The sequence below is a fragment of the Pseudomonas sp. MDV22-iso1 genome (assembly GCF_058145095.1).
Genome location: NZ_JBYVMF010000032.1, coordinates 1 through 23,433, shown reverse-complemented (window position 1 = coordinate 23,433; position 23,433 = coordinate 1). Strand labels below are relative to the sequence as shown.

20 protein-coding genes are annotated in these 23,433 nt (G+C 58.2%); 12 read left to right on the top strand and 8 right to left on the bottom strand.

Features of this window, described 5'->3' with window-relative positions:
- Window positions 1-5: 5 nt before the first annotated feature.
- Complete coding sequence (locus tag AC3ZVB_RS25860) at window positions 6-1,670, bottom strand: AMP-binding protein (RefSeq protein ID WP_490148101.1); 1,665 nt, start codon at window positions 1,668-1,670, stop codon at window positions 6-8.
- A 170-nt stretch (window positions 1,671-1,840) separates the two neighbouring features.
- Window positions 1,841-2,857 carry an AraC family transcriptional regulator gene (locus AC3ZVB_RS25855; protein ID WP_490148100.1) on the bottom strand — a complete coding sequence of 339 codons (1,017 nt, stop codon included), beginning with the start codon at window positions 2,855-2,857 and terminating at the stop codon, window positions 1,841-1,843.
- A 618-nt stretch (window positions 2,858-3,475) separates the two neighbouring features.
- Here AC3ZVB_RS25855 and efeU point away from each other — a divergent pair.
- Genes efeU through efeO (AC3ZVB_RS25835) form a run of 4 tightly spaced genes read left to right on the top strand, consistent with a single transcriptional unit; the run spans window position 3,476 to window position 7,688 of the window.
- Complete coding sequence (gene efeU / locus AC3ZVB_RS25850; RefSeq protein ID WP_490148099.1) at window positions 3,476-4,315, top strand: iron uptake transporter permease EfeU; 840 nt, start codon at window positions 3,476-3,478, stop codon at window positions 4,313-4,315.
- Between the two features lie 8 nt (window positions 4,316-4,323).
- Complete coding sequence (efeO, locus tag AC3ZVB_RS25845) at window positions 4,324-5,523, top strand: iron uptake system protein EfeO (RefSeq protein ID WP_490148098.1); 1,200 nt, start codon at window positions 4,324-4,326, stop codon at window positions 5,521-5,523.
- 17 nt (window positions 5,524-5,540) lie between these two features.
- A complete protein-coding gene (efeB, locus tag AC3ZVB_RS25840; RefSeq protein ID WP_490148097.1) occupies window positions 5,541-6,839 on the top strand; it encodes an iron uptake transporter deferrochelatase/peroxidase subunit in 1,299 nt (432 codons plus the stop codon).
- 24 nt (window positions 6,840-6,863) lie between these two features.
- Window positions 6,864-7,688 (top strand): iron uptake system protein EfeO, encoded by an 825-nt coding sequence (gene efeO, locus AC3ZVB_RS25835; protein WP_490148096.1) that lies wholly within the window; start codon window positions 6,864-6,866, stop codon window positions 7,686-7,688.
- A gap of 80 nt (window positions 7,689-7,768) precedes the next feature.
- On the opposite strand, the gene pssA is transcribed toward efeO (AC3ZVB_RS25835), so the two are convergent.
- Window positions 7,769-9,112 (bottom strand): CDP-diacylglycerol--serine O-phosphatidyltransferase, encoded by a 1,344-nt coding sequence (gene pssA / locus AC3ZVB_RS25830; RefSeq protein ID WP_490148095.1) that lies wholly within the window; start codon window positions 9,110-9,112, stop codon window positions 7,769-7,771.
- 203 nt (window positions 9,113-9,315) lie between these two features.
- Here pssA and AC3ZVB_RS25825 point away from each other — a divergent pair, with 203 nt between their 5' ends.
- The 6 genes from AC3ZVB_RS25825 to AC3ZVB_RS25800 all read left to right on the top strand — a co-directional run bounded on the left by AC3ZVB_RS25825 (window position 9,316) and on the right by AC3ZVB_RS25800 (window position 14,011).
- Window positions 9,316-9,879 (top strand): TetR/AcrR family transcriptional regulator, encoded by a 564-nt coding sequence (locus AC3ZVB_RS25825; protein ID WP_490148094.1) that lies wholly within the window; start codon window positions 9,316-9,318, stop codon window positions 9,877-9,879.
- A gap of 54 nt (window positions 9,880-9,933) precedes the next feature.
- Window positions 9,934-10,410: a nuclear transport factor 2 family protein gene (locus AC3ZVB_RS25820; RefSeq protein WP_490148093.1), complete on the top strand. Its 477-nt coding sequence runs from the start codon at window positions 9,934-9,936 to the stop codon at window positions 10,408-10,410.
- A 210-nt stretch (window positions 10,411-10,620) separates the two neighbouring features.
- Complete coding sequence (locus tag AC3ZVB_RS25815; protein WP_162440053.1) at window positions 10,621-11,478, top strand: SDR family oxidoreductase; 858 nt, start codon at window positions 10,621-10,623, stop codon at window positions 11,476-11,478.
- Between the two features lie 112 nt (window positions 11,479-11,590).
- Entirely contained in the window at window positions 11,591-12,202 is a 612-nt protein-coding gene (locus AC3ZVB_RS25810) for a Yip1 family protein (RefSeq protein ID WP_490148092.1), read from the top strand.
- A 46-nt stretch (window positions 12,203-12,248) separates the two neighbouring features.
- Window positions 12,249-13,592, top strand: a complete 1,344-nt coding sequence (locus AC3ZVB_RS25805) for a cation:proton antiporter (protein WP_490148091.1) — start codon at window positions 12,249-12,251, stop codon at window positions 13,590-13,592.
- Window positions 13,593-13,708: 116 nt separating this feature from the next.
- Window positions 13,709-14,011, top strand: coding sequence for a hypothetical protein (locus AC3ZVB_RS25800; RefSeq protein ID WP_162440050.1), 303 nt, complete (start codon window positions 13,709-13,711; stop codon window positions 14,009-14,011).
- Between the two features lie 89 nt (window positions 14,012-14,100).
- Here AC3ZVB_RS25800 and AC3ZVB_RS25795 read toward each other — a convergent pair whose 3' ends face one another.
- The gene (locus AC3ZVB_RS25795) at window positions 14,101-15,324 is read right to left on the bottom strand and encodes a zinc-dependent alcohol dehydrogenase (RefSeq protein WP_490148090.1); all 1,224 of its coding nucleotides are present in this window, start codon (window positions 15,322-15,324) and stop codon (window positions 14,101-14,103) included.
- A gap of 344 nt (window positions 15,325-15,668) precedes the next feature.
- Between AC3ZVB_RS25795 and AC3ZVB_RS25790 the strand changes: the two genes are divergently transcribed.
- Window positions 15,669-16,145, top strand: coding sequence for a PA2171 family ribosome-binding persister protein (locus tag AC3ZVB_RS25790; RefSeq protein WP_162440048.1), 477 nt, complete (start codon window positions 15,669-15,671; stop codon window positions 16,143-16,145).
- Between the two features lie 183 nt (window positions 16,146-16,328).
- On the opposite strand, the gene AC3ZVB_RS25785 is transcribed toward AC3ZVB_RS25790, so the two are convergent.
- The 4 genes from AC3ZVB_RS25785 to AC3ZVB_RS25770 form a co-directional block, all read right to left on the bottom strand.
- On the bottom strand, window positions 16,329-16,865 hold the full coding sequence (locus AC3ZVB_RS25785; RefSeq protein ID WP_162440047.1) for a hypothetical protein: 537 nt from the start codon (window positions 16,863-16,865) through the stop codon (window positions 16,329-16,331).
- 62 nt (window positions 16,866-16,927) lie between these two features.
- Entirely contained in the window at window positions 16,928-18,850 is a 1,923-nt protein-coding gene (locus AC3ZVB_RS25780; RefSeq protein WP_490148089.1) for a hybrid sensor histidine kinase/response regulator, read from the bottom strand.
- Window positions 18,851-19,019: 169 nt separating this feature from the next.
- The gene (locus AC3ZVB_RS25775) at window positions 19,020-21,293 is read right to left on the bottom strand and encodes an ATP-dependent DNA helicase (protein WP_490148088.1); all 2,274 of its coding nucleotides are present in this window, start codon (window positions 21,291-21,293) and stop codon (window positions 19,020-19,022) included.
- Window positions 21,290-22,942, bottom strand: coding sequence for a VRR-NUC domain-containing protein (locus AC3ZVB_RS25770; RefSeq protein WP_490148087.1), 1,653 nt, complete (start codon window positions 22,940-22,942; stop codon window positions 21,290-21,292). Before AC3ZVB_RS25770 ends, AC3ZVB_RS25775 begins: the two co-directional genes overlap by 4 nt.
- Before the next feature lie 196 nt (window positions 22,943-23,138).
- On the opposite strand from AC3ZVB_RS25770, the gene AC3ZVB_RS25765 reads away from it, so the two are divergent.
- Window positions 23,139-23,363, top strand: coding sequence for a YgdI/YgdR family lipoprotein (locus AC3ZVB_RS25765; RefSeq protein WP_490148086.1), 225 nt, complete (start codon window positions 23,139-23,141; stop codon window positions 23,361-23,363).
- Window positions 23,364-23,433 lie beyond the last annotated feature (70 nt).

The window sequence follows — 23,433 nt, the reverse complement described above, 5'->3', positions numbered from 1 at the left end:
TGAATTCAAGCTTGAACGTTCTTCGCGGCGGCCTCTTGAGCCTTGGCGATTTCCTGGTTGCGCAAGATAAAGCGCTGCAATTTGCCGCTAGGGGTTTTCGGCAATTCGCTGACAAATTCGATTTCCCGGGGATAGGAATGCGCTGCCAATCGCTTGCGCACGTGCTGGCGCAGTTCTTCGGCGAGGGCAGGTTCGGCGCGGTACTGCGAGCTCAACACAACGAAGGCTTTGACCAGTTCGGTGCGCTCAGGGTCGGGTTTGCCAACCACTGCCGCCTCGACCACCGCCGGGTGCTCGATCAGCGCACTTTCGACGTCGAACGGACCGACCCGGTAGCCAGAAGTTGTGATCACATCGTCACTGCGCCCGACAAAACTGATGCTGCCGTCCGGGTTCCACTCCACGGTATCGCCGCTCAGGTAGTAGTTGCCGACGAAGGCTTTGGTGGGTGCACCTTCGTAGCCGGCGAACCAGCACATCGGCGATTGGGTGCGGTCGATGGCCAGGATGCCCGGCTGCCCCACGTCCAGTTCCTGGTACTCCTCGTCCAGCACCACGATACGGTGACCAGGAGAGGTGAAACCCGCCGCACCCATGTGGATCGGGTGCTCCAGGCCATGGTGATTGCACAAAACCATACCCAGTTCGGTCTGGCCATAATGGTCGTGGATGACCACGCCGAGGTTGTCGGCAAACCAGCGGATCACTTCTGGATTCAGCGGCTCACCGGCACTGCTGACGATGCGCAGCTTGCCCTTGATCGAACGGGCGAACTCGTCGCCGCCTGCGATCAGCAAACGGTAGGCAGTTGGAGAACCGGTGAGGTTGGTGATGCCGTATTTATTGATCACCCGGCAGGTACTTTCGAGGGTGAAGGGGCCATCGTAAAAGGTGATCGGGTGCCCCATCGACATCGGTCCGGTGACACCGAAATAGATGCCATAGGCCCAACCCGGATCGGCAACGTTCCAGAACGCGTCCTCGGGACGCAGGTCCACCGCGTCGCGGGTGTAACTCTGGAAGGCAACGATGGCCTTGAGCGGCACGGACAGCGCTTTCGAGGGACCGGTGGTGCCCGAGGTGAACATCAGCAGGAACGGGTCTTCGCCAGTCAGCATGACCGGTTCGCAGTCGTTGGAGTAGTTAGCCAGTTCGGCCCAGAAACTGAAATCGCCCCGCACGATGCCCTGGCCTTTCGGGCCGCCGACGGTAACGGTTGTCGGGCAGTCGATGACTTCAGTGAGTTTGGGGCGATTGATGGCGTCGGTGACGACGACTTTTGCGCCAGAGCTGCCGAGCCGGTGCTCGATGGCTTTGGGGCCGAAGGCGGTGAAGAGTGGCTGATAGACTGCACCGATGCGCCAGGTGGCGAACACAGTGATCAACAATTCGATGTTGCGCGGCAACAGACCGGCGACCTTGTCGCCCTTCTGCACCCCTTGGGCCAGCAGGAAATTGGCGAACCGCGCGGCTTTGTCCTGCAGGTCGCTGAAAGTGTAGGTGGCGCTGGCCCCATCGCGTCCCTCCCAGAACAATGCAATGCGCCCCGGCAACGCATGCCGGTCGCAGCATTCGACGCAGGCATTAACGGCCGTCAGGTCGCCTGCGAGTGCAGCGTCAACGATGTCCTGATAATTGAACTGTGAAGTGGCAGACAAGTAATCGCGCATTGCCAGAATCCCTCGTATTGTTATTAGGTTGGGGGGGAACCGTAATCAACAGGGAAATCTTCGCTCTGCGCGGTGCGCGGGACAATGGTCAAAGTTATCAAGTTGCGTGACTGGTTTGGCCAAGACTCAAGGGCTGGTGTCTCGGGGCTGACCTTCGTATCACTTCGGGATCAGTCAGCCTCGTTAAGAATCAAACTCCGATAATGCCCGGGATTGGACCCCGACCACTTGCGAAATGCCTTGTAGAACGAGCTGGCATCGGCAAACCCCAGCCGCGCGGCGATCTCGGCGAAGCTGATGCTCGGCTCTGCCAGCCAGACGATGGCCAATTCTTTTCGCACACTGTCCTTGAGCCCTTGATAGGACTGCCCTTCCTCTGCCAGTCGCCGCCGCAACGTCGACGCCGACATGCACAGCTGCTGCGCCAGCAGGTCGGTCTCTGGCCAGTGTTGCGCCGGCAATTGCCGTAAATCATGCTTGATCCGGCTCGCCAGGCTTTGCGGATCACGGTACTTCACCAGGATATTGGCCGGCGCATGGGCAAGGAAACGCTTGAGTTCTTCAGGACTGCGCTTGATCGGCAAATCCAGGCATTCGGCGGAGAAAATCATGCGGGTGCGTGCTCGGTTGAACCGCAGATTCTCGGAGAACATCACCTGATAGTCATCGCAAAAGTCCGGCTCAGGGCAACGCAGCTCGATGGCCAGAATCGGAATGCGTCGCCCGGCCAGCCAGCAGGCGACCCCATGAACGATCATCCAGTAGGTGAAATAAGTGAAGGCTCGGCGCGGGTCCTGTTCGTCCTCGACCAAGACAATTTCCGCCAGACTTTGCTGACGCACCAACTGCGCCGGCAAGTGCTCCAGCATTAACGACAGGAAACCCAGCCCGGAGGTCAGCCCCGCCGCCAGACTCGGCTGGACCATGGCGCAGCGACACAAAAACTCCAGACTGCCGGATTTGAGCTTGCGCGGGTCCATGCCGAAAAACTCGTCATCACCACGCCGGGCCAGCAAACGCCACAACCGCGCATAAGACGTGGCCGGGACCCGGGCGCTGGTGGTCTCCAGCAACGCCGGATCGATACCGACCTTATTCAACACCTCATCGGTCGCGGCGCCTGAGGCGCAACTTTGCAACAGCGCTTCGCGCACCAGTTGAATGGAAATGGTGTCTTTTTCCGACATGGAGTGAGGCGAACCGTATTGTGGGTTTGAGTCGCCGCATCTTAGCGCAGCTGCCTGAGAAACGCCGTTGATCTGCTTTTGATCTGCTGTTGATCTGCTTTTGATTTTGATCTTCTTGCCCCATGGGAAGGCCGAGCGCAGGTTCTGCGCAGTGGGCAACCCGGCATGGATGCCGGGTTAGCCGCGCACGGCCATGGATGGCCGATCGCGGCGGGCCCACGGAGCAGGACCGGAGCGAGGGTATGCCGAGCCCAGGCGAGGCACCGTACGAAAGGGGCAAGAGCGTTTGGTTACTTGGCGCTCTTCCAAGTGACTCGCTGTAAAAGCGAAACCAATAGAAGCCGTGACCGCAGGAATGGATATGTACACCAGCAAAAATCTCACCGCCGACCAGGTCGCCATCGCCGGCAGGCCAGCTCCCACAGTTTGATCGGGTACATCAGGGAAATACTCATCGGTTATGAAGCCGCCATCGCGAGCAAGCTTTGCTCCTACAGGCAGGAGGCGTTATCTCGAGGTCGTTCAGGCTGCGTTCAGGTTAATGTCAACGCTTACCATATGCGAATGAGTGTCATTATGTTACAACTTAGCACCCTATCTAATTCGATCCGGTGCTGAATGCTTGTTCCATTTTTGATCATGCTGCGCGAAGGCATTGAAGCTGCACTGATCGTTGGCATCATCGCCAGCTACCTCAAACAGACCGGACGAGGTCAATGGATGCCCGCCGTCTGGATCGGCGTCTTCCTGGCTGCCGCGCTGGCCCTGCTGGTGGGTGGCGGCCTGGAACTGGTCAGCGCCGAATTCCCGCAAAAACAACAGGAACTGTTCGAAGGCGTGGTCGGGCTGGTCGCGGTCGGCATCCTCAGTTCCATGGTGTTCTGGATGCGCAAAGTCGCACGGTCGATCAAGCATTCGCTGCATGCTTCCCTCGATCAGGTACTGACCGGTTCCAAACATCAGGTCACCGCCCTGATCGCCATGGTGTTTTTCGCCGTGGCCCGCGAAGGCCTCGAGACCGTGTTCTTCCTGCTCGCCGTCTTCCAGCAAAGCGAAGGCCCTGCAGCACCGATCGGTGCCCTGCTCGGCCTGATCCTGGCGATCATCGTTGGCTTCCTGATCTACACCGGCAGCATGCGCCTGAACCTCGGCGCATTTTTCCGCTGGACCGGGCTGTTCATCCTGGTGGTGGCTGCCGGCATTCTCGCCAACTCGGTACAGGCGCTTCATGAGGCCGGCGTGTGGAACCACCTGCAAACCATCCTGTTCGACTTCAGCGCCACGCTGCCCATGGACGGCCCCTTGGGCTCGGTGCTGGCCGGCATGTTCGGCTATCAGGACGCACCCACCGTCAGCACCCTCGGGGCTTATCTGATGTATCTGGTGGTGGCGCTGGTGATGTTTTTCCTGCCGGCATCGCCCCCTGCAAAGCAACCCCATTCAGTTTCCAGCCAGTAAGGGCACACATGCCAAACCAAGCCCCTCCCCCGGTTTCTGCTCCCCGCGCGCTGCGCTGGGCGGTGGCCGGTTCCGTCGTGGTGATGATCGCCGCCGGTGGTCTGTTCTATTACGCCTCGCAGATGGCGGCGGCCAAGCGCCAGACCAACCATAACGAAGTGCTGATCACCATTCACCCGCACAGCTGCGAGCCGAACGCCCTGACGGTTCCGGCCGGCCGCGCAAGTTTCCGCATCGTCAATCGTTCGGATAGAGCGGTGGAATGGGAAATCCTCGACGGTGTGCTGGTGGTCGAAGAACGGGAAAACATCGCACCGGGCCTGAGCCAGGTGATCAACGCCAACCTCATGCCCGGCGATTACGCGATCACCTGCGGTTTGTTGAGCAACCCTCGCGGCACGTTGCACGTCACCCCCACCGCGGCTTCCGACGCCGCGTCCAAGGCAAAACCGTCGCTGGTCGCCTTCGTCGGGCCATTGTCGGAGTTTCGGGTTTACCTGAGCAGTCAGGGCACGGCGCTGATCAAAGCCGTCACCGCGCTGGAACAGGCCATCGAAACCGGCGATCTGGCTCAGGCGCAAGCCTTGTATGCGCCGGCCCGCGCCGCGTATCAACGCCTTGCACCGGCATCCCAGCGACTGGCAGAACTGGACAACGCGATCAATGCCCGTGCCGATTACTTCGAAAAACGCGAACAGGATCCAGGGTTCACGGGTTTCCACCGCATCGAGTACGCGCTGTTCCAACAACGCAACCTCGACGGCCTGGCGCCTGTCGCTCAGCGTTTGATCGCCGACGTGACCACGCTCAAACAACAGCTGCTTGCGCAATCACTGCCGCCGGAACAACTGGTGAGCATCGTCATCCGCACCCTCAACAGCCTCGCCGACGTGCGTGCCAGCAGCGGTGAAGAAGAACGCTACAGCCACACTGACCTGAACGGTTTTGCCGCCAACCTGGAAGTGACGCACAAGGTCGTCGACCTGCTGCGACCGCTACTCACCAAGTCCGCCGCCGACCTGCTGCCCAAGATCGACAGCGCCCTCGCTGCACTCGACGCAGACCTGAGCGGCTGGAAGACCAAGGATGGCTACGCGAGCTACGACAGCGTGAGCGCCGAGCAGCGCAAACAAATCGCCGACAAGGCCAAGGTCCTGGCCGATGCACTCGACGGAATCGATCCCGCCCTTGGCCTCTCCGGCCTGTAAGCAGAAGACTCAAACCGATGAACGATTCAGAGCAATTCAACCTTCAGCGCCGCCGGGTGCTGATGGGCATGGGCGCCGCCGGTGTGGCACTGGCCGGCTCGGCGTTGACCTGCCCGGCCATGGCCGCCAGCCCCGCCCAAGTCACTGAAGCCCCCAGCAGCGAGAAGACCGAGGACCGCCACCCGTTCCACGGCAAGCACCAGAGCGGCATCGTTACCCCGCGCCCGGCCAGCGGAATGCTGGTGTCGTTCGACGTCCTGGCCAGCGATCGTGAAGACCTTGAACGGTTATTTCGCACACTCAATGAGCGGATCGCGTTCCTGACAAAGGGTGGCCCGGTCGAGCAGATCGACCCGAAACTTCCGCCCGTGGACTCCGGGATTCTTGGCCCGGTGGTGGCCCCGGACAACCTGACCATCACCGTATCGGTCGGCGAGTCGCTGTTCGACGAACGCTTCGGCCTCACAGGCGCCAAGCCCAAGCGGCTGATCCGCATGGTCGGCTTTCCCAATGATGCGCTGGAGGCAGATTGCTGCCACGGCGACCTGAGTCTGCAGTTCTGTTCCAACACCACCGACACCAACATCCATGCCCTGCGCGACATCGTGAAAAACTTGCCGGACTTGTTGTTGGTGCGCTGGAAACAGGAAGGCAGCGTGCCGCCCCAAGCCCCTGCGAAACCGGGTGTGCCGGCGCAGAGCGCGCGCAATTTCCTGGGCTTTCGCGACGGTTCAGCCAACCCTGACTCCAACGACGCCAGGGCCATGGACACCCTCGTGTGGGTGCAGCCAGGCAGCGACGAGCCCGCCTGGGCGGCGAACGGCAGCTATCAAGCCGTGCGCATCATCCGCAACTTCGTCGAGCGCTGGGATCGCACCCCGCTGCAGGAACAGGAAAGCATCCTCGGCCGAATCAAAAGCACTGGCGCCCCCATGGGCGGCGAGCATGAAACCCAAGTGCCGGACTACAGCAAAGATCCGGGAGGCAAACTGACCAGGCTCGACGCGCACATTCGCCTGGCCAACCCGCGCACCACCGCCACGGCGGGCAACCTGATCCTGCGCCGACCGTTCAACTACTCGAACGGCGTGAACAAGAACGGCCAGCTCGACATGGGGCTGCTGTTCATCTGCTACCAGGCCGATCTCGAAAAAGGCTTCATTACCGTCCAGACCCGACTCAACGGCGAGCCGCTGGAGGAATACCTGAAACCGGTCGGTGGTGGGTACTTCTTCACCCTGCCCGGCGTCACGGGTGACCAGGACTACATCGGTCGCACCTTGCTAAAAGCCACACAACCTACCGCTACGGCCTAACAACCCTCCACACGGAACCGTCCCATGAAAAAGTCGCCCCTCGCTTTACTGCTGACACTTGGCTTGCTCAACACTCCGCTTTCAGCATTCGCGGCGACGGCGCCGATGGACCTGGTGGGGCCGGTGTCGGATTACAAAATCTACGTCACCGAGCAACTGGACGAACTGGCCAGCCACACTCAGCAATTCACTGACGCGGTGAAAAAAGGTGATCTGGACACGGCGAAAAAACTCTATGCGCCGACCCGGGTTTTCTATGAGTCGATCGAACCGATTGCCGAGCTGTTCAGCGACCTGGACGCGTCCATTGACTCCCGTGTCGACGACCACGAAAAAGGCGTGAAAGCCGAAGATTTCACCGGCTTCCACCGTATCGAATACTCCTTGTTTTCGCAGAACAGCACCCAAGGACTGACTGAACTGGCTGACGGCCTGAACAAGGACGTCAAGGACCTGCAAACCCGCGTCGCCGGCCTGACCTTCCCGCCTGAGAAGGTGGTGGGTGGTGCGGCGGCGCTGCTGGAAGAAGTTGCGGCGACCAAGATTTCCGGAGAGGAGGATCGCTACAGCCACACCGACCTGTATGACTTCCAGGGCAACGTCGACGGCGCGAAGAAAATCGTTGACCTGTTCCGTCCGCAAATCGCCAAACAGGACGCCGCATTCATCGCCAAGGTCGACAAAAACTTCGCAACCGTGGACAAGATCCTGGCCAAGTACAAAACCAGGGACGGTGGTTTTGAAACCTACGACAAAGTGAAAGAAAACGACCGCAAGGCGCTGGTCGGGCCGGTGAATACACTGGCTGAAGATCTGTCGATGCTGCGTGGGAAGCTGGGTCTGAATTAAGCGGTTGCATTGACCGCGTGGGCACTGTCGCGAGATGAATCGCGACAGTGCCCACGCGTATTCCGCAAAGGTCGAACGCGCTAAAGAATCCGATACAACAATCGTTCGATTCGCACACGGCTGACGCGCTTGAGAAACTTGGCCACCGCTGCCGGATACTCCAGAAGCGTTTCCAGATCCTGATAACGCTCGATACGCGTAGTGTGCTGAAAGATCTGCCCCAGCTCTTCGCGGCGCGGTTCTAAAAGCTCACCTTTCGGATCATCAATCAACAAAGCGTTTTCCAGATCCAGTCGGAACGCCCGTGGGTTCAGGTTATTGCCCGTCAGCAGGGTGTAACGCTGATCGATCCACATGCCTTTCAGGTGGTAGGTATTGTCGCCTTCCTTCCACAGATGCAGGTTCAACTGTCCGCTATCGATCGTGCGCTGATGACGTTTGGCGAACCTGCGCAGGCTGATTTCGTACAGGTACGGCAGCGCCGCAATCACTCTGAACGGCTCGCTGGGCGGAATGTAGAAATCGTTGGCAGTCTTGTCCCCGACGACGATGTCGATTTTCACACCCCGCCCCAGTGCCCGGTTGATTTCACGCGTCACGGCCAGCGGCAGGTTGAAGTAAGGCGTGCAAATCGTCAGTTGATGTTGAGCGCTGGCGATCAACTCGCAGATCACCCGGCTGAGCGGGTTGTTTTTGCCGACGCCAAGCAACGGGCTGACCGACAATCCGCCCTTCTCGATCGTTCCCGCCGTGGTGTCGTAGGCCGCATGCTTGAGGCGGCTGCGCAGGTCACCGATATCGTTGCGCAGACTGCGGGTGGTCGGCAGGTTGGGCAAATCGAGTCGGTTGACGGCTTTGGACGCGATAAGACCATGCTGAATCAGGTGCTGCATGGAATCGGCCAGAGCGCGGTTGTGCAGCAGGTGGTAACGGTCGTAGCGGTACTTGTCGAACTTGTGCAGATAGACGTTGTTCAGGCTCGCGCCGCTGTAGATCACGCAATCATCGATCACAAAGCCTTTCAAGTGCAGCACGCCAAACAGTTCGCGACTCTGCACCGGAACGCCATACACCGGGACTTCACTGGCGTGAGTCCGGGTCATGTCCTGATACCAGGCCGAATTGCCCGGCTGCTTGCCGGCACCGATCAAGCCGCGTTGGGCGCGCAGCCAGTCAACTACCACCACGACGTCCAGTTCAGGACGTGCCAGTTTGGCTGCGTGCAAGGCATCGAGGATTTCCTGACCGGCTTCATCCTGTTGCAGGTACAGCGCAACGATATAGATGCGCTGGGTTGCACTGGCGATTTTTTCCAGCAGGCAGCGACGAAATTCGGCTGCACCGGAAAGGATGGTGACGGCATCGGCGGTCAGCGGAAAACTGCGCAGTTTAGGCAGCAGGGGGCGTTTGAAAAGCGACGGCATAGGGCTCGCAAAAGGTCGAATCCGAAGAACCCGAGAGCTTACACCATGGATCGGTTGGGGTCTTGTCAGCGTCTGTAAAGACCCCTTCGCGAGCAGAGTCGAGATGCGTGCCCCCTGTGAGAGCGAGCCTGCTCGCGATGACTGTGTGCGCTGCACCACATATCCCGCTTGATAAAGGAGAACGATCGTTCTACTGTAATCACATGAACGAAATCACTAACAACACTACGCGCGACATCATTCTGGATGTCACCGAGAAATTGATCTACAAAAGTGGTATCGCTGCCACCGGGATGGATCTTCTGGTGAAAACCGCCGGCGTCTCCAGAAAAAGTATCTACCGCTACTTCGCCAACAAGGAGGAGCTGACCATCGCGGCTTTACGACGGCGTGACCTGCGCTGGATGCGCTGGTACACCAGCGAGGTCGGTAAGGCTGATACCCCGGCCGATCGCCTGCTCAACCTGTTTACTGTGCTCAACGCGTGGTTTGCCAGCGAAGGCTTTCGCGGTTGTGCCTTCATCAACACCAGTGGCGAAACGGGCGACCCGCAGGATCCGGTGCGCCTGCTGGCCAAGGAGCACAAACAGAAGCTGCTCGATTACGTGTGCGAGCTCTGCACCGAATTTGGCGCTGACGACCCGCAGACGCTGGCCAGGCAACTGCTGATCCTGATCGACGGTGCCATCACCGTCGCGCTGGTCATGGGCGATCACAGTGCTGCCGATAACGCGCAGTGCGTGGCGCGCAAGTTATTGGACCTGTAACCCTTAATTCAAATGCAACAACCGCCTGTACGTTAATTCGAGAGGAGACGTTATATGTCAAACCCTGAAGTTCGTCCGCCATTGCCACCCTTCACCCGGGAATCGGCCATCGAGAAAGTACGCCTGGCCGAGGATGGCTGGAACTCCCGTGATCCGGCGCGCGTCTCGCTGGCCTATACCCTGGACACCCAATGGCGAAACCGCGCGGAGTTTGCTCATAACCGTGAAGAAGCCAAGGCATTCCTCACGCGCAAATGGGCCAAGGAACTGGATTACCGTCTGATCAAGGAACTCTGGGCGTTCACCGGTAACCGGATCGCAGTGCGTTATGCCTATGAATGGCACGATGATTCGGGTAACTGGTTTCGCTCCTACGGCAATGAAAACTGGGAATTTGACGAGAACGGCCTGATGGCTAATCGGTTTGCCTGCATCAACGACCTTCCGATCAAGGAAAGCGAGCGCAAGTTCCGCTGGCCACTGGGGCGACGGCCGGATGATCATCCAGGGCTTAGCGACCTGGGGCTGTGATTTCTAACCCGATCCTCCGGCAATGCCCTCCCCTGTAGGAGCTGCCGCAGGCTGCGATCTTTTGACCTTAATGACAAGATCAAAAGATCGCAGCCTGCGGCAGCTCCTACGGAATCGCGTTTACCGATGACGTCGAACATCCAACCGAACTCCAGGCAAAAGGCCAAGGTCAACCCTTTGATTCTTTCGCCTTGAGACTGGAGATTCATGATGATCGACTATCCAAAACCACCGTTCGCCAAACAGAGCCAACCGGTACCGGGTTCACAAAAAAAGATGGAGCCCTACCCGGACTGTGGCGAGCAAAGCTACAAAGGGTCTGGTCGACTCGACGGCAAAATTGCCCTCATCACCGGCGCTGACAGCGGAATCGGCCGGGCCGTGGCGATTGCGTTTGCCCGTGAAGGCGCTGATGTCGTCGTTGCTTATCTCAACGAGCATGAAGACGCGCGGGAAACGGCTCGCTGGGTTGAACAGGCTGGCCGGCAATGCTTGTTATTGCCCGGTGATCTGGCGCAAAAAGCCCAGTGCCAGGCCCTGGTCGATAAAACCGTCGAACGCTTTGGGCGTATCGACGTGCTGGTCAACAACGCGGCCTTCCAGATGACCCATGAAAACTTCGAAGACATCCCGGATGAAGAATGGGTAATGACCTTCGACGTCAACATCACCGCCATTTTCCGGATTTGCCAGGCTGCCCTGAAACACATGAAACCTGGTAGCTCCATCATCAACACCAGCTCCGTCAACTCGGACATGCCCAAACCCACCCTGCTCGCTTACGCCACCACAAAAGGCGCCATTGCCAACTTCACCGGTGGCCTGGCGCAGATGCTCGGACCGAAAAACATCCGGGTGAACTGCGTGGCGCCCGGGCCGATCTGGACTCCACTGATCGTCTCCACGATGCCTGATGAGGAAGTGCAGAATTTCGGCTCGCAAACACCCCTCGGACGGCCGGGGCAGCCGGTGGAAGTCGCGCCGATCTATGTGCTGCTCGCGTCGGACGAAGCCAGTTACATCACCGGACAACGGTATGGCGTGACGGGAGGCAAGCCAATGCTGTAAGGACAGCGAGGGGTGATGTCGAAAACCATGCAAAAAAATGAACCCCTCACAAAAAACCGACCTCCAAAACGATAGGCCCCAGTGGCGGGCCTTCCGTTATCTGGAGGTCGTCATGTCCGCACCTATCATCAAACTCTTCACCCAACCCAACTTCGCGTGGACGGATATTCGCAGGGAAGAGGAAGCACACCCTCGTCATTATCTGGCTCACTTACTGTTGCTCGCCCTGATTCCCGCCGTGTGCCTGTTTATCGGGACGACCTACGTCGGCTGGAGCCTGGCTGAAAATGAAACGGTCAAGCTCAGTACCAGCAGCGCATTGCAGCTGTGTGTGCTGCTCTACCTGACCATTCTCGCGGGTGTGGCTGTGATGGGGCTGTTCATCCGGTGGATGTCCCGCACCTTCGAGTCACGGCCTACCATCAATCAGTGCATCGGTTTCGCCGCGTACACCGCGACCCCATTCTTCCTCGCCGGATTCGCCGGGCTTTATCCGAGCCGCTGGCTGGCGGTCCTTGTCCTGGGGGCCGCCGCGGTCTATTCGACATTTTTGCTGTTTGTCGGTTTGCCCACGTTCATGCACGAGCGCAAGGAACAAGGTCTGCTGAACTCGGCCTGCGTCTGGGGCGTAGGACTGCTGGTGCTGGTCACGATTCTGGTGGAAATGATCCTGGTCTGGTTCAACGTCCTGACCCCTGAATACCTGCGCGCGACCGTCGGTTGATTATCAAGCGCTGCCCCGTTGCCACCCATTTGGCGAGTACCAAGACATGAGTTTCATCATATGGGTGGCAGTGCTGGGAGCGGTACTGCTGACACTGGCACTGACATCGTCGTACCTGCGATGGATGCCCGTGACCACTTCAGCCGTGTGCCTGGTGCTGGGCATCGCCATCGGACCCGCGGGGTTCGGTCTATTGAAACTCGACCTGGATGACGCCTCCGTCTGGATGGAGCATCTGACCGAAGTCGCTGTGCTGTTTTCGCTGTTTGTCTGCGGTTTGAAACTGCGCGCCCCGCTTAAAGCGAAGAAATGGCGGATTGCTTTTGGGCTGGCGGGGCCCGTCATGGTGCTGACTATCGCGGGGGTCAGCCTGCTTTTGCATTTCGGGTTCGAGCTGCCGTGGGGCGTATCGGTGTTGATTGGCTCGATCCTGGCGCCGACCGACCCCGTGCTCGCCGCGCTGGTGTCGGTCAACGATGCCCGTGATGACGACAGTGTCCGGTTCGGGCTCTCCGGCGAAGCGGGGCTCAATGACGGGATTGCGTTTCCTTTCGTGATCCTGGGGCTGGTCTTGTTGTTGCACGATGACAACCCGGGTTGGTTGGGCGACTGGGCGCTTTACCGACTGCTTTGGGCTGTCCCTGCGGGTTTGTTGATTGGTTATTGGATGGGGCGCGGGATTGGTCTGGTGACCCTTTCACTGCGGATAAAAAATGAAGACAGCACCCTGTCGCCCAACGATTACCTGGCCCTCGCGTTGATCGCCCTGGCGTATGTCGGGGCCGAGTCGGTTCATGCTTACGGCTTCTTGTCCGTGTTTGCAGCCGGGCTCGGTCTGCGCCAGGCAGAGGTCAAATCCACGGGCGACGCCCCGGTACCCGCCGAGCATCTTGTACAGCCAGTTGTCGGCCATCAGAACGTCGACCCGCAGCATGCCGTTCACGGCGACACCGACAAGCTTGAAGATTCCCAGGTGGCAGCCGGGATCATGATGGGCGATATGCTTGCTTTTGGCGGTCTGGTCGAACGGGCGATGGAAGTGTTTCTGGTGACGTTGCTGGGTGTAGTACTCATCGCCCATTGGGACTGGCGGGCGCTGCCTGTCGGTGCAGCGTTATTCTTTCTGATCCGGCCACTGAGTGTGGCAGCCATGCCCTGGGGTGGATTGCTTGAAGGACGGCAACGACTGTTGATCGGCTGGTTCGGCATTCGCGGCATCGGCAGTCTGTACTACCTGTTTTATGCGTTGAACCACGGGCTGGATCAATCGGTGGCGACGCTTTGTGCCAACCTCACCCTGTCGGTGGTGGCGTTGAGCATTCTGGTGCATGGCATCAGCACCCAACCGATCCTGGCGCGTTATGAACGGCGCAAGCAACGAAAAAACTGATTTTTCGCACGCGCTTTGAAGGGGTTGATGATCGAAATTTGGCGATCATAATTTTGAAATCCTTTTGCATTGCCGGTGCCTATTACTCAACCTCCTCCGACTTTAAGGTGCCGGTCATGATTCACTATTCCACTCGCGATGAACTCAAAGCCTGTCGCGAATTCGCCCTGCAACGTAATCGTCAGATGTTTGAAGAAGCTGAAACATTGAATCAGTGTGCCTTCGCATTGCTTGAAGGCAGTGAGCTGGATGGGGAGCAGTTTGACCGCTATCAGGCGATGCGCAGGAAGGCTGATGTCAAATTCGCGGAAGCTATCGAGCATCTGCGGGTGCTCAATGAAGATTTTCCACAGATGCCGCAGCCGGGACCTGTAGGAGCAAAGCTTGCTCGCGATGATGGTATGAGACCAGGCGTGTAAATCGGCAAATACACCTGAAGGAAATGTTCGTCTGGGCGGCATCGTTGGAACGCCGCCCAGACCAAGCTTTGCTCGTACAAGGGGAGTTGCTACATCACGGGTACCGCTTCAGTTTCAAATGTCTGAGCCAATGGCACATCGCTGGAACCTGGCGTCAGAATGACCTTGCGGCACTCCTCCTGTTTTTTATCGAAAATCTTGTACCCCTCAGCCGCCTGCTCCAGGGACATTCTGTGGGTGACGATGGCTTCCGGTTGCAAACGCCCCGTTTCGATGTACCCAAGCAACTCCGGTAAATACCGCTGGACGTGCGTCTGGCCCATTTTGAACGTGAGGCCTTTGTCAAAGGCGTCCCCAAACAGGAAGCCGTGGATGAAACCGGTATAGACACCCGGCACACTGACCACCCCTCCCCGGCGCACTGCCGCAATGCATTGACGTAACGCCTTGCCGCTCCCGCCTTCCATTTTCAAGGTCGCAAGCACCGTTTCAGTGGTGCTGCCCTTGGCTTCGAATCCAACCGCATCGATGACCGCGTCAACGCCACGGCTGCCCGCGGTCTGACGAATGATCGTGTCGGCCGGGTCATCGTCGTCATCGAAATTGATCGGAATCACCCCGTAAGCACTTTGCGCATAAGCCAGCCGATAGTTGTGGTGATCAACCATGAAGATCTGCTCGGCGCCGAGCATTCTCGCGCACGCGGCACTCAACAACCCCACCGGCCCGGCGCCAAAAATCGCGACACTGGAACCCTGCACGATATTGGCGTTGATAACCGCCTGCCACGCGGTCGGCAAGATGTCCGAGAGGAACAGCACTTTCTCGTCGGCCAGCAACCCCGGGACCTTGAAAGGCCCGGTGTTGGCTTTGGGGACGCGGACAAGCTCGGCCTGTCCGCCCGGAATGCCGCCATACAGCCGACTGAAACCGAACAAGGCTGCCGGTGGCGGGATGACTTTTTTATTCAGGCTGCCGCCAGGCCCTTCATTGGTGGTTTCGCAGCAGGCGAATAACTCTTGCTGACAAAAGAAACAGTCACCACAGGCGATCACAAAGGGAATCACTACACGATCACCGCGCTGGACGGCAGTCACGGCGGACCCGGTTTCTTCAACGATGCCCATGAACTCATGACCAAAGATATCGCCATGCTCGACCGTGGGAATCTTGCCTCGGTACAAGTGCAGGTCAGACCCGCAAATAGCCGTCGCCGTGACCCGCAAGATGATGTCGTCAGCGGCTTCGATAGTGGGATCGGAGACGGTTTCAACCCTGACATCATGGGCACCGTGATAAGTCATTGCTCGCATGGCTGCATCCTCGCTGGTCATTATTAAAGACATCGGGTGTCTGTATTAAGGGAGCGACGGCAAGCCGTGAGTTCAGTCAGGTGGCGGTTCATTCTGATCGGCGGTCAGCCTGTAAATCTCCGGCGATCTGTGTGGATTCTGCCTGCACTGCGAACTGCATGAAGAATGTTTGCCACTCATGCAGGCTGCATGACTCCAGGTCTTTGGAGGCGTGATTAACCTGTTGTTTTAATTGATATCTATCCACTCATCAAAACCGGCACGACAAATGCTCCGGGACTACGAGCGACCTTCGGCATCGAAACCGCAAGCGCCTAATCCGTGACTATTTGAGAGAACCGACCATGAACGCCATCGACCTGTTGAAAGCCGACCATGAACGCGTGAAAGGCATCCTGACCCAACTGAGTGAGTCCACCGAACGTGGGGTTAAAAAACGCACCGAGCTGATTGCCAAGCTGGAAATGGAAATCACCATCCATACCCGACTGGAAGAGGAAGTGCTGTATCCCGCCTATAAAAAGGCCGGCGGTAAAGAGCAGGAAATTATGTACTACGAAGCCAAGGAAGAACACCGCACCGTCGACTCGCTTGTGCTGCCGGATCTCAAGGTCACCGACCCCTCCACACCGGAATTTGCCGGTCGGGTGAAAGTGGTAAAGGAGCTGCTGGAGCATCACATCGAAGAGGAAGAAACCGAGATGTTTCCTCAGGCGAAAAAGTTGCTGGGTAAAGCTGAGCTGGAAGAGTTGGGCGCACAGATGGAAGCGCTGAAGGCACAGTACAAGAAGGAAATGAGTGCGGGGAACCTGGCGGCTTGATTGACCTGAGGTATCAGGCCAGCGCCTGCTTCTCAGTCGGACGCAGTCTTCGGCAGCTGCTACAAGGTCAGTGTGAAATCGCGCCCCCTGTAGCAGCTGGCGCAGCCTGCGTTGGGGGCGAAGCCCCCCGGGATTTAACACCGACACCGCATCGAAAAACCATCCTGATAAAATCCGGGTTATTCACCCACCCGGATTCGTCACCTGAATGAAAACGGCATAGGCCCCCAGCAGTACCCAGAATGTCGCGAAGATCCAGGGAGTCCGCACCGAAAACAGCAACGATTTTCGGTACCCCTTGTGTGACGATTCCATTTCGCTGAACAACGGCGATTCATCGTATGCCAACCCCATCAACGGTTCACTGCGCAGCAACTCACTCTGTTTGAAATGCCAGTGATCAATGATGTCGTACGCCGCACGAATGCCTGGCCAGGCGTTCAGTGAACTCAGTAGCCCCAACAGCGCCAGGAAGGGGGGAACGACCAGTGTGAACAGCTTCCCCCATTCCGGATTCAAATTGGCCATGCAAGACGCAAAGGCGATCACCAGGAACGATTGAGCCGCCAGGTAGGCATCGGTGCGGTTGGCCAGGATGCTGGTTTCGTACTGGATCTCCCGGCGGTAGAAATCAAGGCGCTCTTTGGGAGAACCAAACATCTTGGCGTTGTGTTCGGTCAGGGCTTCTTCAGGCGTGGCTTCAGTGAGTATTCTTGGCACGGGCGTCACATCAGGAGGGAAAACAGTTAGAAGAAACGCCTCCAGACAAGTTCAGCCCAATATCACTTGAGTGTCGCCGCGATAATGTCCACCAGATTGAGTTGATTGAAGGGTTTGGACAAGCGCGGAAGGCTGGAAGCGCCCCCCTCCAGGCGTTCGGCATAGCCCGTGGCAAGGATGATCGGCATGCCGGGTTTTTTCATCTGGATAAAGTGCGCCAACTGGGTACCGCTCATATGGGGCATGGCCATGTCGGTGATGACCAGGTCGAAATCCGGCTCACTGCTGATCAACTCCAGTGCCCTCGCACCCGACGCGGCACCGGTAACCTGATGGCCGAGGTCTTCAAGCAGCAGGCACGTACTGGTCAGGACCAGGCTGTCATCGTCCACCACCAGGACGCGCAGACGTGCCACCGGAGCCGGCGGCTCTGCATCAACTGCAGGTTGAGTGGCAACGCCACTCGACGCGACGGGTAGCCACAGTTGCGCGCTCGTGCCTTTACCCTTCTCGCTCTTGAGAATGAATCGCCCCCCTAGCTGCTCGATAAAGCCATGGATCATCGACAGTCCCAAGCCAGTCCCTTTACCCAAGCCTTTGGTGGTGAAGAATGGGTCCATCGCTGAAGCGAGCGTCGTTTCATCCATGCCTTCACCGGTGTCACTGACACTCAGACAGACGTAGCGTCCAGCCGCCAGTGCCAGGCTGGACTGCGCACGTACATCTTCCATCTCGGCGCTGATGACGATTCGGCCCCCGGCAGGCATTGCATCCCGAGCATTGGTGATGAGATTAAGCAGTGCCAGTTCAAGCTGATTGACGTCGACCAGCGCCGGTTCCAGCTCATCCGGGAAACGCGTATCCAGCTTCACCGAAGGCCCCAGAGCACTGCGCATCAGCCCCATAATTCCCTGCACCAACGCTGGAATCTGCACCGGCTCGGTCTTCAGTTCCTGGCGCCTGGCAAAGGCCAGCATGCGTTGGGTCAGCGTTACACCGCGCAAGGCACCTTGAGTGGCGTTGTCCACCAGGCGAGTGATTTTAGGTTCGTTACCCGAGCGTTTGCGGATGATCTCCAGGTTGCCGAGGATCACTGTCAGCAGGTTATTGAAGTCGTGGGCGATGCCGCCACTGAGTTGACCGATGGCCTGCATTTTCTGCGCCTGGAACAAGGCTTCGCGTGTTTGCTCGAGCGTCTGCTGTGCAAGGGTCGCCTCCGTGATGTCCCGGGTAATTTTGGCAAAGCCCAGCAACGTGCCGGTATCTCCCCAAATGGGGTCGACCACCACGTGCGCCATAAACCGCGTACCGTCTTTGCGTACTCGCCAGGCTTTGTTTTCGAACCGCCCCTCGCGCACTGCTGTTTCCAGCGCCCGTTGTGGCTCGCCGGCGGCACGGTCTTCGGGGGTGTAGAACAGGGAAAAATGCTGACCAACGACTTCTTCGGGTGAGTAACCCTTGATACGTTGCGCGCCCGGGTTCCAATTGGTCAGGCGACCGTTGGCGTCGAGCATGTAGATCGCGTAGTCGGTGACGCTTTGGACCAGCAGCCGGAACTGTTGCTCGCTTTGCTTGAGGACTTCCTCGGCCATTTTTCGATCAGTGAGATCACGGGTGATCTTGGCGAACCCAAGCAGAACACCCGAAGGATCGATAATCGGATCGATCACCACGTGGCACCAGAAACGTGAGCCGTCCTTGCGAACACGCCACCCCTCTCCCTCGAAACGCCCTTCGCGGATGGCCGTGTCCAACGCCCTCTCAGGCAAACCGGCACGGCGATCATCGTCGGTGTAGAAACGCGAGAAGTGTTCACCGAGAATCTCGGCTTCTTCATAGCCCTTGAAACGCTTGGCACCGGCGTTCCAGCTGGTAATGATGCCCTCGGGATCAAGCATGTAGATCGCGTAGTCGATAACGGCATCGATCAACAGGCGAAAACGCTTTTCCGCGATGGCGCCAGCTTTTCTCCGATCCTCGCTCATTCAACCCTCACGTCAATTCTGTTTTCAGGAGTATGAGACAAACCGGGAATTTGGGAAGACACAAAAACACAATCGGACGTAATGGCTCATCGATACATGTATTTGATGATGCAGGCGTACAGGTCGTTGTAGACAGGGTCAGGCGTTAGCGTGTCATAGGTGGCGGTTTTCAAGAGTGAGCAATCCCCGGCCTGATCGACCACCATCGCGGAAGCAATTGCTTGACCTTGCTGTCGCCGAATCGATCATCGATCAGCATGACGACCCCTTGATCCTGTTGGGTACGAATCACGCGCCCTGCGGCCTGGACGACTTTCTGCACGCCGGGATACAGGTAGGTGTAGTCATAACCGGCACCAAAAATGGCGGACATGCGGTGTTTCAGTTGTTCATTCACCGGGTTCAGTTGCGCCAGCCCGAGCGTGGCAATGAACGCGCCGATCAGCCGCGCTCCGGGCAGGTCGATCCCTTCGCCAAACGCCCCGCCCAACACCGCAAAGCCGACGCCCTGACTGTGAGTGGTGAACTGATCGAGAAAATCCTGACGCTGCCCTTCTCCCATGCCTCGGGACTGCGACCACACAGTGATATGAGGATGCGTTTCAGCCAGCAATTGAGCGACTTGCTGCAGGTAATCAAAGCTGCTGAAAAACGCCAGGTAGTTGCCGGGACTTTCATTGAACTGCCGGGCTATCAACTCAACGATCGGCGCCAGAGACGCCTGGCGGTGCACGAAACGCGTGGAAATCTGGTTGACGATATGAACCTGCAGTTGATCGGCGTGAAACGGCGATTCCACATCGATCCATACGGTATTCGTCGGCATCCCCAGCAAGTCAGCGTAATAATGACGAGGGCTCAAGGTGGCGGAGAACAAAACGGTACTGCGCGCGGCCGTCAACCGCGGGCGAATGAACCCGGCAGGCACCACATTGCGCAGGCACAGCCGGGACAGGTTGCGCTTGCGATCAAGATCGCGCTTGGTGATATCGAACAAAAACTGTTCATCGAACAGTTCCGCCACCCGGCAAAACTGCAGCATATCGAAATAGAAGTTCTGCAGGGCGCTGTCCAGGCCCTGCGGATGATCGTTCAGGTAATCGCCGATGCTCGCGCTGCAGGAGAACAGGGCCTGGAGCATCTTTTCCGGAGCCCTGTCATACGCCTGGTACGCACCGAGTTGCTGATCATGCAGGGCGTTCCATTCGCGGTTGACGCGCTGCAAGGACTTCTTCAACGGCTCAGGCGCGGTTTTTCGCACACCGTTCAAGATCGATTGATCCAGTGTGGCGCTGTACATCTGGCGTCCGCGTTCCACCAGGTTGTGAGCTTCATCCACCAGTACGGCAACCCGCCAGTTGTTGGCTTGGGCCAGACCGAACAACAGCGCACTGAAATCGAAGTAATAGTTGTAGTCGGCAACCACAACGTCGGCCCAGCGCGCCATTTCCTGGCTCAGGTAATAAGGGCAGACATCGTGGTTCAGCGCGACTTCACGCAATGCGCCCTGGTTCAACAACGTCAGTTCGCTGGCCGCCTGGCGAGCGGCTGGCAGACGATCATAAAAACCTTTCGCCAGCGGGCAGGAATCTCCGTGACAGGCTTTGTCCGGGTGTTCACATGCCTTGTCGCGAGCGATCATTTCCAGTACGCGCAGCGGCGGTGCGTCGACGCGCCCCAGAATCACCTGCGCCGCGTCCAGGGCCAGTTTGCGACCCGGGGTTTTCGCCGTCAGAAAGAAGATCTTGTCCAGTTGCTGCGGTGCCAACGCCTTGAGCATGGGGAACAGCGTGCCTACTGTCTTGCCGATACCCGTCGGCGCCTGGGCCATCAGACACTGGCCGGTGCTGACGGCCTTGAACACTGATTCGGCAAGGTGCCGTTGGCCCGGACGGAAATCGATGTGGGGAAACGCGACGTTCTGCGCACCCCGATTGCGCGCTTCGCGATGAACCATTTCCTGCTCGGCCCACAGTAGAAACAGCCGGCATTGGTGTTCGAAAAACTGTTGCAGTGTCGCGGCGTCGAAACGCTCGACCAGGCAGGTTTCCTTCTCGCTGACGATGTCGAAATACACCAGCGCCAGATTGATCTGCGCCAGGTCGAGTTTCTGGCACATCAACCAGCCATAAACCTTCGCCTGGGCCCAATGCAATAGCCGGTGGTTGGCGGGTTGCCGGGTCAGGTCGCCGCGATAGGTTTTGACTTCCTCCAGGCAGTTTTGCGCAGGATCATAACCATCCGCCCTGCCCTTGACGCTCAGCGCTTGATACTGGCCCTCAAGCGCCACTTCGCTCTGATAGCCCTCACTACGGCGCGAGGCCACCGTGCGATGGCCGACAATGCCTTCGAGCGCGGTGGGCGACGGGGTGAATCGCAGGTCAAGGTCGCCCACTTTGGCGGTGAACTCACATAGCGCCCGCACGGCGACACGGTAGCTCAAGCGCTCTGCTCCGCCCATTGCACATAACAGACGGCAATCGGCATCTGATGCTCGTGACAGAACTCCAGCCAGCGCAGTTGATTGTCTTGCAGACGATCCCCCGGACCTTTGACTTCGATCATGCGGTAGGTTTTGTCCTGCGGCCAGAACTGGATCAGGTCAGGCATGCCGGCACGATTGGCCTTGATATCCATTAACAAGCGATTGAACCAGTGTTTGAGGTGCTCCGCCGGCAGGCAATCGAGTGCCTGATCGAGAAGCTCCTCGCTTAACGCGCCCCAAAACACGAAAGGTGATTGCACCCCCCATTTGGCGGTGTAACGGTCGCGGATGGTCTGGATGTAGCGCCCATTGTCGAGTTCCGCCAGGCAGGCCTGAAACAGATCGGCGCGGCGTGCGTGGAAATCTTCCGCATGCAGGTCAACGGGGCCGCGCTGGAATGGGTGGAAAAACGATCCCGGCAAAGGCGCAAAAATCGCGGGCCAGCACAGCAAGCCGAACAGCGAATTGATCAGGCTGTTTTCGACGTAATGAACCGGTGCGCACGTTTGCGCCAAGTGCGCCAGAACATGGCTCTCCACCGACAGTGACGGGTCGATCCTGGGCAATTGAAGATCCAGACGCAGCATTTGCCGGGCGGGGGCACGCTTCATCGCGGGACCGCCCAGTTTGCGGCGCAACCTGGGGAGCACGCGCAGCAAATGCTGGCGTTCGGCGGCACTCTCGGGGGCGTGTTCGGCGTGGGTGGCGAGCTCCAATGCCAGCTGATATTCAGCACAGCGCTCGAGTACACGAATCAACCGAACGCGTGCACCGGGGTAGGCACAGTCGCGATAGAGCGAAATGGCGGTAGAAAAGTGCGCCACACGCTCGCAGTGTTGACCGATCTGGAACATCAATTTGCCGCGACGTCGTTGCAACCAGGGATTGGGCAGCGTCAGGCTGTTGATCTGCTCAACGATGTCGGCGATGTCTTCGCCCGATTCAAACCGAACCTGGCAGTCGTGGAGGAAGAAACAGGCGTCCACGTCGTCGCGGCTGCGTAAACCTCGAGAGTCGGCGCCAATGTCGACTTTTTCATACGTGAAGATGCCCAGGTCCGCCAATACGAACTCGGACCAGTCTTGATAAAGATTGCCGAAAAACATCAGGCGCAAACGGTCGCACAGGCCCATGATGGTCAGGCTGAACAATCGCTCATTGAGGGCAGCGCACCAGTGGTTGAAGCTTTTGGCTTCGGGAAATTGTTCGGTCAGCGCCGTTAGCCAATCGCTCTTTTTTCCTTTCGGCTGATCAATGGCGACACCAAAGCACTGGAGCACTTCTGACTTGAGCAGCACGTTGAACAACGCGTCGATGGACAGCGGGCACTGCTCATCAATCCAGCCCAATGCCACCAAGGGAACGACGGCGCAACCGATGTCGCCGATTTCGACGTAATGCAGTTTGCTCGCCCTGAAGTGCACCCCTTTGCGCATCACCAATCGGACCAGCAGTGCCCTGGACTCCCGGGGCAACTGGTTAAATTCATGGATAAAGCGCTGCTCCTCTACACTCAACACATCGGCGTAACGATGCTCAAGCCAATCAAGCACTTGCTTGAAGTTGTTGAGGTAATAGAACGGGTCGTCGAGCGGATTTGCAGTCACGGGAAATAAGGGCCAAGGCGAGGGAGTACTGGTTATGCGTACAGATACCAGTTCCGTCCCTTCCGACGCAATTAGAAAAAGATAAGCGGCGGCAGCGATTTTTCGGGCGCCCGCCGAACTTTTCGTCGTTCCATCGCACCAACCGCGTTACAGGCACAGTCTTTCGGCTGTTTTTTTTCGATTATGAGAGGTGGTTATGAACATCAAGACCCTGGGTTTGCCATTAGCAGTAGCTGCCTTCCTGGCCCTCGCCGGTTGCTCGACGGCAACGGTCGTCACCCTGCAGAACGGCACCCAGTATTTGACCAAGGACATGCCGAATACCAAGACCAAGGATGGCTTCTACGAATTCGAAGACATTTCCGGGTCGAAAGTGAAGGTTCGAGCCGATGAAGTGGCCACGGTTCGCGAGGAGGATTAATAAGTCTCTGCGCGGGCTCTGTGTAGCAGCTGCCGAAGGCTGCGTTCGACGGCGAAGCGGTCGCATTCAG

Bases quoted from the DNA above. Each gene is read 5' to 3' on its own strand.
- AC3ZVB_RS25860 (WP_490148101.1), bottom strand. From the start codon at position 1,670: ATGCGCGATTACTTGTCTGCCACTTCACAGTTCAATTATCAGGACATC.
- AC3ZVB_RS25855 (WP_490148100.1), bottom strand. From the start codon at position 2,857: ATGTCGGAAAAAGACACCATTTCCATTCAACTGGTGCGCGAAGCGCTG.
- efeU (WP_490148099.1), top strand. From the start codon at position 3,476: ATGCTTGTTCCATTTTTGATCATGCTGCGCGAAGGCATTGAAGCTGCA.
- efeO (WP_490148098.1), top strand. From the start codon at position 4,324: ATGCCAAACCAAGCCCCTCCCCCGGTTTCTGCTCCCCGCGCGCTGCGC.
- efeB (WP_490148097.1), top strand. From the start codon at position 5,541: ATGAACGATTCAGAGCAATTCAACCTTCAGCGCCGCCGGGTGCTGATG.
- efeO (WP_490148096.1), top strand. From the start codon at position 6,864: ATGAAAAAGTCGCCCCTCGCTTTACTGCTGACACTTGGCTTGCTCAAC.
- pssA (WP_490148095.1), bottom strand. From the start codon at position 9,112: ATGCCGTCGCTTTTCAAACGCCCCCTGCTGCCTAAACTGCGCAGTTTT.
- AC3ZVB_RS25825 (WP_490148094.1), top strand. From the start codon at position 9,316: ATGAACGAAATCACTAACAACACTACGCGCGACATCATTCTGGATGTC.
- AC3ZVB_RS25820 (WP_490148093.1), top strand. From the start codon at position 9,934: ATGTCAAACCCTGAAGTTCGTCCGCCATTGCCACCCTTCACCCGGGAA.
- AC3ZVB_RS25815 (WP_162440053.1), top strand. From the start codon at position 10,621: ATGATCGACTATCCAAAACCACCGTTCGCCAAACAGAGCCAACCGGTA.
- AC3ZVB_RS25810 (WP_490148092.1), top strand. From the start codon at position 11,591: ATGTCCGCACCTATCATCAAACTCTTCACCCAACCCAACTTCGCGTGG.
- AC3ZVB_RS25805 (WP_490148091.1), top strand. From the start codon at position 12,249: ATGAGTTTCATCATATGGGTGGCAGTGCTGGGAGCGGTACTGCTGACA.
- AC3ZVB_RS25800 (WP_162440050.1), top strand. From the start codon at position 13,709: ATGATTCACTATTCCACTCGCGATGAACTCAAAGCCTGTCGCGAATTC.
- AC3ZVB_RS25795 (WP_490148090.1), bottom strand. From the start codon at position 15,324: ATGCGAGCAATGACTTATCACGGTGCCCATGATGTCAGGGTTGAAACC.
- AC3ZVB_RS25790 (WP_162440048.1), top strand. From the start codon at position 15,669: ATGAACGCCATCGACCTGTTGAAAGCCGACCATGAACGCGTGAAAGGC.
- AC3ZVB_RS25780 (WP_490148089.1), bottom strand. From the start codon at position 18,850: ATGAGCGAGGATCGGAGAAAAGCTGGCGCCATCGCGGAAAAGCGTTTT.
- AC3ZVB_RS25765 (WP_490148086.1), top strand. From the start codon at position 23,139: ATGAACATCAAGACCCTGGGTTTGCCATTAGCAGTAGCTGCCTTCCTG.